Source organism: Candidatus Thermoplasmatota archaeon (assembly GCA_035540375.1).
GTDB lineage: Archaea > Thermoplasmatota > SW-10-69-26 > JACQPN01 > JAJPHT01 > DATLGO01.
The window spans coordinates 1-14,183 of record DATLGO010000005.1; the positions used below are offsets into that span (position 1 = coordinate 1).

General features: G+C 71.1%; 15 protein-coding genes. 10 read left to right on the forward strand and 5 right to left on the reverse strand.

Annotated features, from left to right (window positions below; all coding sequences use genetic code 11):
* A partial coding sequence (locus VM889_00490) for a hypothetical protein (protein HVL47015.1) occupies nucleotides 1-390 on the reverse strand: 390 nt, incomplete at its 3' end.
* A 112-nt stretch (nucleotides 391-502) separates the two neighbouring features.
* Here VM889_00490 and VM889_00495 point away from each other — a divergent pair.
* From VM889_00495 to VM889_00505, 3 genes are read left to right on the forward strand one after another with little or no spacing between them, the layout of a single operon-like run.
* Entirely contained in the window at nucleotides 503-1,600 is a 1,098-nt protein-coding gene (locus tag VM889_00495; protein HVL47016.1) for a hypothetical protein, read from the forward strand.
* A gap of 39 nt (nucleotides 1,601-1,639) precedes the next feature.
* The gene (gene fdhD, locus VM889_00500) at nucleotides 1,640-2,434 is read left to right on the forward strand and encodes a formate dehydrogenase accessory sulfurtransferase FdhD (protein HVL47017.1); all 795 of its coding nucleotides are present in this window, start codon (nucleotides 1,640-1,642) and stop codon (nucleotides 2,432-2,434) included.
* A gap of 46 nt (nucleotides 2,435-2,480) precedes the next feature.
* Complete coding sequence (locus VM889_00505; GenBank protein HVL47018.1) at nucleotides 2,481-4,703, forward strand: FdhF/YdeP family oxidoreductase; 2,223 nt, start codon at nucleotides 2,481-2,483, stop codon at nucleotides 4,701-4,703.
* A gap of 46 nt (nucleotides 4,704-4,749) precedes the next feature.
* On the opposite strand, the gene VM889_00510 is transcribed toward VM889_00505, so the two are convergent.
* Nucleotides 4,750-5,286 (reverse strand): hypothetical protein, encoded by a 537-nt coding sequence (locus tag VM889_00510; protein ID HVL47019.1) that lies wholly within the window; start codon nucleotides 5,284-5,286, stop codon nucleotides 4,750-4,752.
* A gap of 12 nt (nucleotides 5,287-5,298) precedes the next feature.
* The gene (locus tag VM889_00515) at nucleotides 5,299-5,898 is read right to left on the reverse strand and encodes a hypothetical protein (protein HVL47020.1); all 600 of its coding nucleotides are present in this window, start codon (nucleotides 5,896-5,898) and stop codon (nucleotides 5,299-5,301) included.
* Nucleotides 5,899-5,983: 85 nt separating this feature from the next.
* Between VM889_00515 and VM889_00520 the strand changes: the two genes are divergently transcribed.
* Genes VM889_00520 through VM889_00530 form a run of 3 tightly spaced genes read left to right on the forward strand, consistent with a single transcriptional unit; the run spans nucleotide 5,984 to nucleotide 8,804 of the window.
* Entirely contained in the window at nucleotides 5,984-7,126 is a 1,143-nt protein-coding gene (locus VM889_00520) for a hypothetical protein (protein ID HVL47021.1), read from the forward strand.
* The gene (locus VM889_00525) at nucleotides 7,123-7,347 is read left to right on the forward strand and encodes an OB-fold domain-containing protein (protein HVL47022.1); all 225 of its coding nucleotides are present in this window, start codon (nucleotides 7,123-7,125) and stop codon (nucleotides 7,345-7,347) included. The genes VM889_00520 and VM889_00525 overlap by 4 nt, the downstream gene beginning before the upstream one ends.
* A 23-nt stretch (nucleotides 7,348-7,370) precedes the next feature.
* Nucleotides 7,371-8,804 carry a S8 family serine peptidase gene (locus VM889_00530; GenBank protein HVL47023.1) on the forward strand — a complete coding sequence of 478 codons (1,434 nt, stop codon included), beginning with the start codon at nucleotides 7,371-7,373 and terminating at the stop codon, nucleotides 8,802-8,804.
* Here VM889_00530 and VM889_00535 read toward each other — a convergent pair whose 3' ends face one another.
* Entirely contained in the window at nucleotides 8,805-9,977 is a 1,173-nt protein-coding gene (locus VM889_00535; GenBank protein HVL47024.1) for an MFS transporter, read from the reverse strand.
* Between the two features lie 78 nt (nucleotides 9,978-10,055).
* Between VM889_00535 and VM889_00540 the strand changes: the two genes are divergently transcribed.
* Both VM889_00540 and VM889_00545 read left to right on the forward strand, forming a co-directional pair.
* Nucleotides 10,056-11,006 carry a peptidylprolyl isomerase gene (locus VM889_00540; GenBank protein HVL47025.1) on the forward strand — a complete coding sequence of 317 codons (951 nt, stop codon included), beginning with the start codon at nucleotides 10,056-10,058 and terminating at the stop codon, nucleotides 11,004-11,006.
* Nucleotides 11,003-11,452, forward strand: coding sequence for a hypothetical protein (locus VM889_00545; protein ID HVL47026.1), 450 nt, complete (start codon nucleotides 11,003-11,005; stop codon nucleotides 11,450-11,452). Before VM889_00540 ends, VM889_00545 begins: the two co-directional genes overlap by 4 nt.
* On the opposite strand, the gene VM889_00550 is transcribed toward VM889_00545, so the two are convergent.
* A complete protein-coding gene (locus VM889_00550) occupies nucleotides 11,453-12,286 on the reverse strand; it encodes a hypothetical protein (GenBank protein HVL47027.1) in 834 nt (277 codons plus the stop codon).
* A gap of 223 nt (nucleotides 12,287-12,509) precedes the next feature.
* On the opposite strand from VM889_00550, the gene VM889_00555 reads away from it, so the two are divergent.
* Both VM889_00555 and VM889_00560 read left to right on the forward strand, forming a co-directional pair.
* Entirely contained in the window at nucleotides 12,510-13,298 is a 789-nt protein-coding gene (locus tag VM889_00555) for a succinate dehydrogenase (protein ID HVL47028.1), read from the forward strand.
* On the forward strand, nucleotides 13,298-14,183 hold an 886-nt coding region (locus VM889_00560), incomplete at its 3' end, for an FAD-binding protein (GenBank protein ID HVL47029.1). The genes VM889_00555 and VM889_00560, both read left to right, overlap by 1 nt.

Genomic DNA, 14,183 nt, shown 5'->3' on the forward strand with positions numbered 1-14,183 from the left:
GTGCGCCGCGTTGATGATCTCACCGACGGCCGCGCTGGCCGCGTCGATGGCGGCGTTGAACTGCGCCGTCACGGAGACCTGCGAGTGCTGGGCGGCCTTCTGGGCGCCCTTCACGTTCTCGTCGAGCTTGAGGTTCGCGTAATAGTCGAGGTTCGCCGCCGCCTCGGGCGCGTACACCTCGGGCGGTGCGAGGTCCGCCGTGTATCCCACGTCCGCCGTCGACTCCTGCACGACGCGCGTGGCCCAGTCCGCCTTCATGCTGGACTGCGCCGAAGCCAATCCCGCCACGGCCACGAGACCGAGCAGGAGGAGCGCGAACGCGCGGAAGCCGCGGAAGCGGGCGGTCGTCTTTCGAGCCGGGGACTTGTTGTTCGCAACCATGTGCGTCACCAGGCTAACCTCGCCTCGGGGGGTGATAAGCAACCTGGATGCGGGTGTGAAACGGCGGGTTGGACATGGCGTCTACAAGACTCCTTTTTGACCACGCCCGCGTGGCAGGCGCATGCGCCAGCTCCTGGCCTTCGCCCTCGCCGCCGCCCTCGGGCTTGCGGGCTGCCTCGGTGCGTCGAGCGACCCCGAGGCCCCCCCGAGCGAGGTCCTCACGAACAGCTCGGGCGGCGACCGCCCGGAGCCGACCCGCGGCAACGTCTCGACCGGCCCCTCGGCGCCCCCGGACCTGAACCTCACCTTGGAGACGGCCCCGAAGCTCACCGTCGGCGAATGGTGGCGGATCAAGTTCTCGAGTCCCTTGGACGGTCTCGAGGTCGAGTTCGTCCGCGTCGTCGCGGGGGAGACGGATGAGCACTACCTCTTCGGGATGCCGCACGAAGGATGGTACAAGGAGGCCGTCATCTACCACACGCCGGCCTTCGGCGAGGTCAACAAGGCGGACCTCTCATACGACACCCACGACGAACTCTTCCGCCCCCTCCAGTTCCCGCTCGTCGACGGCGCGACGTGGAAGACCACGTTCTCGGGCCGCCCCGAGGTCACCGCGACGGTCAAGGTCCTCGACGATGGCACGGCCAAGATCACGTACTCGGGCGGGACGAACGCGGCCGGCCAGCCTACGCAGGCCTACGAGGCCATCTACGATCCGAAGATCCACGAGATCCGCTCCTTCACGGACAAGACGACCGTGAGCTTCGAGGTCATCGACCACGGCTACGGCTTCGAGGGGTGGATCACGATCCCCCGGGGCGAGGACCTGGTGTTCATCCACGGCCGCTTCGCGGGCATGGGCTTCGGCCTGCAGCCCGCGCTCCCGACCGAGGAGATCGAGATCACCGAGGACTACAATCGCGTGACCTTCGTGCAGATCGTGGGCCTTTCGCTGAATCCGGCGCTCCACGGCGTGGGGCTCTATCGCGAAACGGTCACGGATCCGGAGGGAAAGACCTACGTCACGGAAGCGACCGCGGCCGGGACGTACAAGATCCAGTTCTTCGAGAACGCGAACCCGAAGGGCAAGTGGAAGCTCGAGCACATCGCGATCGGTCCCGGCGTCGCCTTCACGGAGGGGATCGCCTACCACCAGTACGACATCCATCTCCCGGACGGCCGCACGCGGGGCGACCACAGCCACCACGTGACCCGTTGACGGGAACGGCTTAAGTCCCCGGTCGGGCCTCGCGGACGCATGTCCCGCGACATGGCGCGCGAGGTCCGGCTCCAGCGTCTCGATGCGGCAGGCGGCGAAGCCCGCGCGGACGCTGTCGCCGTCGAGGAGCCGCTCGAGATCCGCGTGAACCACCGCGCGGCGGCGGTGGTGATGCGCACGCCGGGCCACGACGAGGACCTTGCGCTCGGCTTCCTCGCGACGGAAGGCGTCATCGCCTCGCGCGCGGACGTGCTCGGCTTCGCGCCGCACGCTGCCCCGAACGTGGTCACCGTCAACGTTCCGCCCTCCGTCGCGGGCGCCGTCTCGTTGGGCCGCAATTTCTACGCTTCATCCTCCTGCGGCGTTTGCGGGAAGGGCACGCTCGAGTCGCTCGCGATCCGTCATCCCCCCGTCCCCGAGGATGGTTTTGCGATGTCGCGCGCGACGCTCTTCGAACTCCCGGAGCGCCTCCGCGCGGCGCAGCCGACCTTCGATCGCACGGGCGGCCTGCACGCCGCGGGCCTCTTCGATGCCGAGGGGAACCTCGTCGCGCTACGCGAGGACGTCGGCCGCCACAACGCGGTGGACAAGATCGTAGGCTGGGCCCTGCGCGAGGATCGCACGCCCCTCGCGGGTCATGCGCTCCTCGTGTCGGGCCGCGTCGGGTTCGAGATCGTGCAGAAGGCGGTCGCGGCCGCGATCCCGATCGTCGCCGCGGTCTCGGCCCCGTCGAGCCTCGCGCTCGAGACCGCCGACGCGTTCGGCGTTACCGTGGCGGCGTTCCTGCGCGACGGGAAGGTGAACGTCTACACCCATCCGCGCCGCGTCCTTTGACCGCGGCGAGCCTCGGCTTTATGGGCGGCGGGGCGGTTCCCGGCGCATGCCCCTCCCGCGGAAGCCCTTCGCGACGCGCCTCAAGGAAGCCGTCCCGTTCGGGCTCCTCGTCGAGAGCAAGCCGCGCCATTATCGCGAGATGCTCAAGGTCGCCTGGGAGAACCGCGACAACGCGGCCTACGCGTTGCGCATCCTCCGCCACGGCGTCTGCGACGGGTGCTCCCTCGGGCCGAACGGCCTCAAGGACGACGTCATCCCGGGCACGCACCTCTGCCTCACGCGCCTGAAGCTCCTGCGCCTCAACACGATGGGGCCCATGCGCGAGGAGGACTGGAGCGACATCGAGCGCCTTCGGGCCATGTCGAACCGGGAGCTGCAGGCGCTCGGCCGCATCCCCTTCCCGCTCCTCCTCGAACCCGGCGCGAAGGGCTTCCGGCGCATCGATTGGGCGGAGGCTCTCGCCATCGTCACGCGGCGCCTCGAGCGCACCGCGCCCGACCGCCTCGGCTTCTTCGTCACGTCGCGCGGCCTCACGAACGAGCCCTACTATGTCGTGCAGAAGCTCGCGCGCGCCCTCGGCACGAACAACGTGGATCTGTGCTCGCGCCTCTGCCACGCGCCGTCCGTCTCAGGCCTTCGCGAAACCATAGGCTGGGGCGCGCCCACGTGCTCGCTCTCGGATTTCATCGGGACGGATCTCCTCATCCTGTTCGGAACGGACCTTCCGAACAACCAGCCCGTTTCCACCAAATACATGCACGTCGCCCGCAAGCGGGGGACGCGCATCGTCGTCGTGAACCCCGTCCTCGAGCCCGGCCTGGAGCGGTACTGGATTCCGAGCGTGCCCTCGAGCGCGCTCTTCGGCACGCCGCTTTGCGACGCGTTCTTCGAGGTGAACGTCGGCGGCGACGTCGCGTTCATCCACGGCGTCCTCAAGGCGCTCTTCGAAGCGGGCCTCGAGGACAAGGCGTTCATCGCGGAGCAGACGACGGGCTTCGACGCGTTGCGCGAGCACGTCGCGAAGCTTTCGTGGGGCGAGCTCGAATCGCGATCCGGCGCGAAGCGCGAGAAGATGGAGGCCTTCGCGCGTATGTACGGCGAGGCTTCGAGCGCGGTCATCGTGTACAGCATGGGCCTCACGCAGCACAGCTTCGGCGTCGACAACGTTCGGAGCGTCGTCAACCTCGCGCTCGCGAAAGGCAACGTCGGTCGTCCGAAGACGGGCATCATGCCCATCCGCGGCCACTCCGGCGTGCAGGGCGGCGGCGAATGCGGCGTCGACCCCGAGAAGCTCCCCGGCGGCGTGCCGCTCACGGCCGAGAGCGCGAAGCGCTTCTCCGACCTCTGGGGCTTCGACGTCCCCGTCGAAAAGGGCCTCATGACGGGCGAGATGCTCGAGCGCGCGGCGCGCGGCGAGATGGACGTTCTCTATTCGCTCGGCGGCAACCTGCTCGAGACGATGCCGGACCCGCGCTTCATGCGCGAGGCGCTCGCGTCGGTGCCGCTGCGCATCCACCAGGACATCGTCCTCAACACCTCGACCGTGCTCGACGCGGCCGAGGCCGTTCTCGTCCTGCCCGCCCAGACGCGATATGAGCAACGATCGGGCGGGACTTCCACGAGCACGGAGCGCCGCATCCGCTTCACGCCCGAGATCGAAGGACATCCAGTGATCGGCGAAGCGCGACCCGAGTGGGAGATTCCCGCGCTCATCGGGCGCGCCATGGGAAAACCGGGCTTCGCGTACCGGGATTCGGCCGAGATCCGCGCCGAGATGGCGACGTCGATGCCGATGTACGCGGGCGTGGAGACGCTCGAGAAGCAGGGCGACTGGGTGCAATGGGGCGGCGAGAGGCTCGGCGCGGACGGGTTCGTGAACATGCCCGACAGACGCGCGCGCTTCAGCGTCGTCGCGCTCCCTCCGCGGCTCGTGCCCGAGGGCCGCTTCCTTCTCACGACGCGTCGCGGGAAGCAGTTCAACAGCATCGTCTTCGGCGACAAGGATTACCTGCTGAGGAACGGCGACCGCGAGGACGTGTTCCTCCACGCGGACGACCTCGCGCACCTGGGTCTTGCGGACGGCGATGACGTCATCCTCTCGAACGAGACGGGAACCCTGCGCGCGACGGCGCGCGCGGGTCCGATCGCGCGGCGGCACGTGCAGGCCTACTGGCCCGAGGCGAACGTGCTCATCCCGAGGAAATACGACCCGATCGCGGGCGTGCCCGACTACAACGCGTTCGTGAGCATCCGTCGCGCGGAGCGCTGAAAAGGAGCGCGGGGCGCCCGCACGGGGCGCCCCGGGATGGCGGGGCTCAGGCCTTGAAGGCCGTGTAGCCCGACGGGATCGCATCCTGGAAGAAGGACACGGCGAAGTCGAACGGCTGCGAGGCCGAGGCGCCGCAGACCCAGGCGCGGAACCGGACCGTGCCGAGGCCCTTGAGGTCCGTCGCTTCGAGGTCCACGACGAGCGGCGACGTCGCGCCCTTCGCGCTCTTGATGAGCTTGCCCTCGGTGTTCTCGACGCGGTAGTAGAACTCCTGGACGGTGGGCCCGGACGGCTTGAAGGCCGCCTCGAACCGCGCGGCGGTCGTGTTCTTCGGGACGCTGAAGTCGTTCATGAACTTCGCGTCGGGCAGGTTGTACGTCGCCACGCCGCAGGCGCCGCCGCCCACGAGGTTGCCCTTGAACGTCTCGACCTTCGGGGCCGTCGCATTCGCGGCGAGGTCGCCTGCGGGATCGAGCCCGGTCGCAGGGTCTTCCGTTTCGGTCTTCGATCCGATGCAGCCCGCGAACGCGCCCGCGAGGATCATCGAGAGCGCGGCGAAGGCGAAGGTGGTGCGGTGGGTCATGGGGTTTCCATCCTACGATTCAAGAGCGGTGAAGTTGGCGGGGATCGCGTCCGACCAGAACGAGACGGCGCCGGTCCACGGCTGATCCGTCGCGACGCCCTCGCAGACGTACGTGTAGATCAGGATCCGGGGCGATGTGCCGATCTTCGCCCCTTCGATGTCGATCACGATCGGCGACGGACCGGCCTTGGTTCCGAGCGGCGCGAAATCATCGCTGACCACGGAGACCTGGATCGTGTTGCCGGACCGGCCGACGCCCGTACCAGCCGCCTTGTAGGCGACCTCGACGCGGGCGCTCGCGTTCGGGTGCTTGACCTCGATCGCTTCGGAGGAGGCGGATCCGTCCGCCGAGTTGAAGCAGAAGTCGGCGGCGCCCGCGCCGGCGGTCTTGCCCGTGAACGGGTGCACGCCGAGCGGAACGTTCGGGTCCGGGACCGTTTCGTTGATCGTGGTGTTTCCGGGATCGACGGTCGTGCTCGGGATCGACGGCGAGGGCGGGTCCACGGTCTCGGTCGCGCCGATGCAGCCGGCGGCGACGGCCGCGACGGCCATGGCGAGCGCAAGCGTGATCGTGCGGAGGGTGCTCGGCATGGGAATCTCGATCGCGCTCACACATTGGGCTCGCTTAAGGCTTCGCGTGAGCCCGTGGACCATCCGCTTCGACGGATATTAGAGGAAGGGGACGGGTTGCCGCCCGATGGACGTCTTCCTCGCGGGCGCGGGTGTCGCCCGGTTCGGCCGGCGGGAGGGATCCCTTGCCGACCTTGCCCGGGAGGCGGCCGCGGCGGCCCTGACCGACGCGGGTCTCGAGGCAGGCGACATCGACCATCTCTTCGTCGCGACCCAGTTCCCGGAAAGCCTCGCGGGTCAGGCGAACGCGGCCGCGTGGATCGCGGGCGCGATCGGCACGGTCCCGGCGCCCGCGACCCGGATCGAGACGGCCCCCTCCTCGGGCGCCGCCGCCCTGCACGCGGCCGTCGCCGCCGTCGGCGCGGGCCTCGCCGAGCGCGCCCTCGTCGTCGGGGCGGAGACGATGACGCGCGTCCCGACCGACGTCGCGAGCCGCGTCCTCGCCGACATGATCGATCCGCGCGAACGCCGCTACGGGCTCACGATGCCCGCGCTCGTCGCGCTCATGACGCGGCGCGCGATGCGCGATCACGGCGTGACACGCGAGGACCTCGCCCTCGCGGCCGTGAAGGCGCACGCCCACGGCGCCCGCAATCCGGACGCGCAATTCCGGAAGCCCGTCTCGGTCGAGGATGTCCTCCGCTCCCCTCTCGTCGCCGACCCGCTGCGCGTCTTCGACTGCGCCCCGATGTCGGACGGCGCCGCCGCCCTCCTCGTCACCGCGCGCCCGTCCCGCGTCCGCGTCGCGGGACTCGGCCAGGCGACCGACACGCTGAGCCTCGCCGAGCGGCCGGGAAACGACTTCCTCACGGGCTTCCGCGCAACGCGCCTCGCCGCGGACCAGGCCTTCGCGCGCGCGGGCTGGTCGCGGCGGGACGTCGACGTGCTCGAGACGCACGACGCGTTCACGCTCCTCGAGATCACGAACCTCGCCGACCTCGGCTTCGCCACGGTCGCGGAAAGCGCGGCGATGCTCCGCGCGGGCGAAACCGCACTCGGAGGGCGCCTCCCGACGAACCTCGGCGGCGGGCTCAAGGCGCGCGGCCATCCGGTCGGCGCGACGGGCGTCGCGCAGGTCGCCGAGCTCGTCCGTCAGCTTCGGGGCGAGGCGGGGCCGCGGCAGGCCGATCGCGCGCGTCGCGCGCTCGCGCACAACATCGGCGGTCTCGGGAACAACGTCCTCGTCACGCTCCTGGAGGCGGTGGCGTGAACGGGCGGCTCCTCAGCTTCACGGAGATCGCGATCCCCCCCGCGGGGTTCGAGCCGGATCGCGTCGTCGGCCTCGTGGCGCTCCCGGACGGGACGCGCGCGATGGCGCTACTCGCCTCGGGCGCGCCGGAGATCGACGCGCCCGTGGCGATCGAAGAGGGGCCGGACGGTCTGCTGCGGTTCCACGTCCTCGGTTCAACGCCTCCACCGCAAAGGTCATGAAACGAGACATCGGACCCAGGAAGGTGGCTCCCCGCGCCCCCGCCGCCCTGCTCCTCGCCGCCGTCCTGCTCGTCGCTGGCTGCCTGGGCGCGCCCGCGCCCCCGGACGAGGGGTCGGATCCCCCCGGCGGGTCGCCTCCTCCGGGAGGCCCGCCTCCGTCGACGCCGGGTCCGTCCCAGCCGACGCGCCCCGGCCCGTCGTCGCCCTCCTCGCCGCCCGTGGACCCGAACGAGGCTCCGCTCCTTCCGCCCGTCGCGCGCGCCGTCGTCGCGGTCATCGACACGGGCGTCAATCCCTACCACCTCGAATTCCGATCGGACGCGCCCGACTCCCGCCGGCACCCGAGCGAGTACATCGCGGGCTATCCCGCGGACGCCGAGGCGCTCCCGCTCACGCTCGACGGCGGCTCCTACGACGGCGCGCTCGCGGCCGACGCGGAGGTCTGGGAACGGGTCGAGCGCGGGAAGCTGTACTGGATTCCCGGCACGAAGATCGTCGGACTCATCTCCATCGCGCCCGAAGACGATTCCCTCTCGCAGGACGACGTCATTCCGGGCCTCGACGAGAACGGGCACGGGACCATGACCGCCTCGCGCGCCGTCGGCAACACCGTCGGCGCCTGTCCCGCGTGCCATCTCGTCGTCATCGGCGGCATCGGCGCGGCAAGCGGCGCCTGGGCGGCGGCTCAACCCTGGATCGACGTGCAGTCCAACTCCTGGGTGAGCATCGGCGCCACGGACAGCGCGACGCGCGCGGCCTACGCGAAGGCCGCGGCCTCGGGCCAGCTCGTGTTCGCCGCGGCGGGCAACGGGCTTGCCGGCATCCTCGGCGGCGTCGGCGAGCCGACGTGGATACGCACGCCCGCGGGCGCGCCCGGCGTCATCGCGGTCGGGGGCCACGACAACGGTAAGCTCACACCGTGGAGCGGCTCGGTGCCCCACGTCGTCGCCGACGCGTGCGGCTCGCCGAGCGCGGGCCATCGCAGCGTGGACCGCGTCGCGAACGAGGCGTCGGGCACGAGCGGCGCGACGCCCTTCGTCGCGGGGGCCGCCGCGCGCGCGATCCTCGAGGCGCGGTCCATCCTGGGCGATCCCCGCGTCGCCCATGCGGGCGCGCTCGCCTCCGGCTCGCCCACCGCGGCGGGGCCGCTCGGCGACGGCCAGCTCACGGTCGACGAGCTCGTACGGGCGCTCTTCCGCACGGCCGATCCCGCGCCGCGCGCGACGCCGCGCGACGGCGCGGCCTGCGACGGATCGATCGGCTCGCACATGACCCTCCCCGCGGGCGCCGGACTCGTGCCGAGTGACCTCGTCCGCTACTACTTCCAGGGCTACGGCGCCGTGAACGACGACACGATCGGAAAGCTCCTCGCCGTCGTCGCGGGCGACGCGAAGGAGCCCGAGCGCGCCGACGCGGACGCGTTCTATGCGCTCGATGGTTTCGCGCGCGACCTGTGATCATCCGGGCGCGGGTGCGGCGGGCCCCGCGGCCTTCGCGCGATTCCACCCGAGCGCGATGACGAGCGGCGCCGTCAAGGCCGCGAGCCAGAACGGCGCGGCGGCGCCGAATGTCGCGCCCGCGTACCCGAACGCGAGGGGCGCCACGCTCGACCCGACGCCGAGCGCCGTGCCATAGAGCCCGTTCGCGAGGCCGCGCTCGGCGGCGGGGGCCGCCCCGGCGATGAGCGTGAGGTTCGCGGGCACCATGACGCCCATGCCGAGGCCGGTCGCGGCCGAGAGGGCGGCGAGCGCCCATGGGTCGGTCAGGAACGGCGTGAGGGCGACGAACGCCGCGGAGACGGCCACGCCCGCGACGATGACGTTGCGCGCGCCGAAACGGGCGAGGAGCCGCGGCATGACGGAGCGCGTCGCCGTGGAAGCCACCTGCCGAACCGCGGTGAGGACGCCCACGAGGAAGGCGCCGAAGCCGAGCGCGACGAGGTAGACGGGAAAGAACGCGCTCAGGGTCGAGAAGAGCGTGCTGAAGGCGAGCGTGCCGACGACGCTCATCATGAGGTCGGGGTGGCGCAGCAGCCGACGCGCGCGGACGCCGACGCTGCCTTCGGGGCGGGGACCTTCAAGGCGAGCGGCCTCGGGCATGAGGGCGACAAGGCCGAGCCCGAGGAGACCCGCGACGGGGAAGACGAGGAGCGCAACCGCGAAGCCGTAGGTGTCCGCGACGGCTCCCCCGAGCGGCGGGCCCACGAGGAACGCGAGGCCGAGCGCCATCGCGTAGTTCGAGGTCGCGGCGTGGATCTCCCCCGGCGCCGCATGATCGAAGAGATACGCGTTCGCGGACACCCAGAAGATGCCGCTTGCGAAGCCGAAGAGCGCCTGCGCCGCCGCAAGCCACGCGGGCGACGCGGCGAGGACGTAGAAAGCGCCCGAGACCGCGGCCGTCCCGAACGCGGCGAAGAGGCCGAAGCGTCGGCCGCGACGGTCCGTGACGTCGCCGAGCGGGAGGCGGAGGAAGATCTGCATCGCGCCGAAGACGCCCGAGACGAGCCCGACGAGGAAGAGGCCCGCGCCGAAGGTGAGCTTCAGGTGCTGCGGGATGAGCGGCAGGCCGGCCCCCTGCATCAGCGTGAAGAGGAACGTCGCGACGTAGAGCAGGGTCAGCGGCCGCGCCACGTCGCCACGAGAGGCTTCCCCCACAAATAGACCGCGGGCGGTCGAAAGGCGTTTGTGGGACCCGCGCGATGGGCGGCCATGCGACCGCTCGCGGCCGGCGTCGTCCTTGCGCTCTTTGCGCCCGCGCTTGCGGGATGCCTCGCGCCCCCGGCCGCCCTCGACGCCCCCGACGCGCCGCGCACCGTCACGTTCCGCGGGGCGCGCGTCGAGACCGCGCTCGGGTCGTTCACGCTCGTGCTCTACCCGGAGGCCGCGCCGAAGACCGTCGCGAACTTCGAGGATCTCGCGCGGCGCGGATTCTACGACGGGACGCTCTTCCACCGCGTCGTCCGGCATTTCGTGATCCAGGGCGGCGATCCGACCGGAACGGGGCAGGGCGGATCGGACGCGACCGTGCCGCTCGAGACGAACGCCTCGTACTTCTTCTCGGCCGGCGCCCTCGGCATGGCGCGCGACCTCGACCCGGACTCGGCGACGAGCCAGTTCTTCGTGTGCGAATTCCCGCAGCCGCACCTCAAGGATCCGAAAGGCGCCGTCTCCGAGGCGTACGGGAGATTCACCGTGTTCGGTCAGGTCGTCGAAGGCATGGAGGTCGTGCGCGCCATCGGCCGGGTCGCGACGTGGCCCGCGCTCGACCGGCCGCGCGAGGATATTCCAATGAAGGTTTCCCTCGTCGACGTCGTCCTCCCGGAGGAGACGGCGCGAGACCTGCCGCTCCGCACCCTCGGCCGGTTCGCGAAGGACGGCGTGCGCTCGACGCTCGAGCTCCCGCGAGCGCTCGTCGCGGAACGCGAAGCGCGGGTCGCGTGGTACGTGGACGCGGAGGACGGCGCGCCGCCGCGGGGCCTCGCCCTCAAGGCGACGCCGCCCGAGGGCCCCTCCGTCACGACGACGCTCGCGCCCGCGCCCGACGATCCCGGCGTCCTCTCCGCGCGCGTCGCGTTCGCGACGCCCGGCACGTGGCGCCTCGCCCTCGTCGACGGCGGCCGTCACCTCGCCGAGGCCGACGTGGAGGTCGAGCCCGCGTGAGCGGACCCTACCACTGGCGCACCGCGGCGATCGCGCCGGCCGTCCTCGGCTTCGCGCTCGGCCTCGCGCTCGCGCTGCGCGCGCCCCCCTCGCCGCTGCCGCTCGTGTTCCTGCTTCCGCCCGCGCTCGCGGCCGTCGTCGCGCTCGTGCTCACGCGCATGAACGCGTCGCTCTTCCCCGCATTGAACGCCGCGCACGCCGCGCTCGTCGAGCGCGGCGCGAGCGTGCGGGCCCACGGACGGTTCGGGCTCGCGATGCCGGCCTTGCGCGCGCGACTCCCCGACGGTCGGCGCGTGACGGTCGCGCGGATGGCCGAGTTCAGCCCGCGCGCGAACCTCGCGCCGCTCGACAACGTGCTGCGTCTCGCTGTCGAGGGTCGCGAGCCCATCGCGCTCCCGCTCGATCCGAAGGGCGCCGCCGTCGTCCTCGGCAAGTGGATCGGGTGATCATTTGCGCAACGGCGAGGCGCGACCCATGCGGCCCGCGACGAGGAGCGCCGCGGCGACGCCGAGGCCCGCCGACATGAGCATCACGCCGGCCTCGGCCTCGGGCGTCTCCCAGAACGTCGGGTAGCGCACCTCTGTCAGCGCCTCCGGGTCCGGGTTGAAGGGGTGGTCGTCGCCCGTTCCGTTGGGGAGCGGCTCGTCGTCCGGCGGCGCCTCGCCGGGGCCCAGGGGCTCGACGTCGACGAGGAGCGCCTGGCGGTAACGGTACGTGACGGTGAGATCCCAGTCGTTGCCCGGATCCGCGACCGGGATGACGCCCCCCACCGTCGAGCCCTTGGCGTCGACGCGGAGGGTCGCGTTCCAGACGCCCGTCGCCCACCGCGAGGGCGGGTGGAGCGCCGCGAGCTTGCGGTACGCCTCGTCCTCGTCCTTCGCGTCGATGACGACGGGGCCGTCGGGTCGCTCGTCGCCGAGGACGCGCAGGGCGATGGAGCCGCGCGCGGCCGCCCCGCCGACCGGGCCATGGGCGGTTCCGCCGGGCTCGCGCGCGGATAGCCGAAGGGTGTCGTTCGCGCCCTCGTCGTCCGTCCAGTTGAGGAAGAACGTGACCGCGACGACGTCCGCGGCGCGGATCTGGAGGTCGAACGAGGACGACGCGCGATCGGCCGTCCAGCCGTGGCGGGGATCGAGGCGTTCGGCGAGGTTCTCGAAGCGGAACGTGTAGCGGTACGCGTCGGCCCCGTCCTCGGCGCCCGGGGCGGCGGGCGGGAGCGCGGCGGCGGCGAGGATGGCCGCGAGGGCGAGGAGCGCGAGACGCAGCATGTTCGAGCGCACGCCCCGCGGTTCGCCCGCCCCGGGTTCCCCGTTGTGGTACAAGGCGAGGGTCGACCGCGCGCGTCGCGTCCGGCCGGCCGTGGGTACGTGCATGGACAGTATGGACGAAGCGTTCCTCGCCGCGTCCCGCCCTGCGAAATCGTCGAGAAAACAGGCGCGCGAGCCCCGGTCGGACGCTTCATATAGGTGGAGTCAATTCGACCCACGCTCGGGAGTCGACGCCATGGCAGGCCCCACCGCATCCGGCGAGATCACGACCCGCGAATCGACGGGCAAGTTCACCCTCCCGTGGTGGGTCCAGCCGACGCTCGTCGTCGGCGTGCTCGGCACCTTCGGCCTCTACGCGTTCTGGGCCGCGCTCCAGGGCGCGCACTACGAACACCACCCGTACCTGTCGCCGCTCTATTCCCCCCTCCTCGCCTCCCCGTTCCCCTGGCTCTCGCCGGCGTTCCTCATCCTCTGGATCCCGCTCGGCTTCCGGGCCTCGTGCTACTACTATCGAAAGGCGTACTACCGCTCGTTCTTCTGGGACCCTCCGGGCTGCTCCATCAAGGACCTCAGCCTGAACTCCATCCCCCACAAGGGCGTCTACCACGGCGAGACCTCGTTCCCGTGGTATCTGAACAACCTCCACCGCTTCTTCCTCTACTTCACGATCGTCGTCGTCGCCTTCCTCTGGTGGGACGCCGTCCTCGCGTTCGACCAGCCGACGGCCGACGGCGGCCACTCGATCGGCGTCGGCGTCGGCACGATCGTGCTGACGCTCAACGCGCTCTTCCTCAGCTTCTACACGTTCGGCTGCCACTCGTTCCGCCATCTCGTCGGCGGGGAGCTGGACTGCTTCACGCGCGACTCGGTCTCGCAGGCCCGCCTGTCGATCTGGAAGCGCGTCACCTCGCTCAACGAGCGCCACCAGCTCTGGGCGTGGGTCTCCCTCTTCAGCGTCTGGTTCGCGGACGTCTACGTCCGCCTGCTCTCGATGGGCATCATCCACGACGTGAGGCTGATCTGATGGATCGTTTCGACACGCACGTCCACGACGTCGTGGTCGTCGGCGCGGGCGGCGCGGGCCTCCGCGCGGCGATCGAGTCCGCGACGATGGGCCAGAAGACCGCGGTCATCTGCAAGTCTCTCCTCGGCAAGGCGCACACCGTCATGGCCGAGGGCGGCGTCGCGGCGGCCCTCTCGAACGCCGACGCGCGCGACAACTGGATGGTCCACTTCCGCGACACGATGCGCGGATCGAAGCACCTCGCCGACTACCGCATGGCGGTCCACCACGCGAAGGAGGCGCCCGCGCGCGTGCGCGAGCTCGAGATGTGGGGCGCCGTCTTCGACCGCACGAAGGACGGCTGGATGAACCAGCGCAACTTCGGCGGCCACACCTACCCGCGCCTGGCCCACGTCGGCGACCGCACGGGCCTCGAGATCATCCGCAGCCTGCAGGACAAGGCCGTGCACACGCCCAACCTCGAGGTCTTCATGGAGACCGTCGTCACGCGCCTCCTCAAGGACGGCGACCGGGTGGCGGGCGCCCTCGCCTACGAGCGCCAGGACGGCAAGCTGCACCTGTTCCGCGCCAAGGCCGTCGTGCTCGCCTGCGGCGGCGTCGGCAAGGCGTTCAAGGTCACCTCGAACTCGTGGGAGTACACCGGCGACGGCTACGGCCTCGCCTACGAGGCCGGCGCGGACCTCATGGACCTCGAGTTCATCCAGTTCCACCCGACCGGCATGATCTGGCCGCCCAGCGTGCAGGGCATCCTCGTCACCGAGGGCGTCCGCGGGGAGGGAGGCATCCTGCTGAACAGCCAGGGCCGCCGCTTCATGTTCGACGACATCCCCGAGCCGTACCGCAACCAGACAGCGGACAACGAGGATGAAGGCTGGCGCTACACCC

Coding starts and splice junctions, on each gene's coding strand:
- VM889_00555 (HVL47028.1), top strand. CDS start 12,510: ATGGCAGGCCCCACCGCATCCGGCGAGATCACGACCCGCGAATCGACG.
- fdhD (HVL47017.1), top strand. CDS start 1,640: ATGTCCCGCGACATGGCGCGCGAGGTCCGGCTCCAGCGTCTCGATGCG.
- VM889_00495 (HVL47016.1), top strand. CDS start 503: ATGCGCCAGCTCCTGGCCTTCGCCCTCGCCGCCGCCCTCGGGCTTGCG.
- VM889_00540 (HVL47025.1), top strand. CDS start 10,056: ATGCGACCGCTCGCGGCCGGCGTCGTCCTTGCGCTCTTTGCGCCCGCG.
- VM889_00520 (HVL47021.1), top strand. CDS start 5,984: ATGGACGTCTTCCTCGCGGGCGCGGGTGTCGCCCGGTTCGGCCGGCGG.
- VM889_00510 (HVL47019.1), bottom strand. CDS start 5,286: ATGACCCACCGCACCACCTTCGCCTTCGCCGCGCTCTCGATGATCCTC.
- VM889_00505 (HVL47018.1), top strand. CDS start 2,481: ATGCCCCTCCCGCGGAAGCCCTTCGCGACGCGCCTCAAGGAAGCCGTC.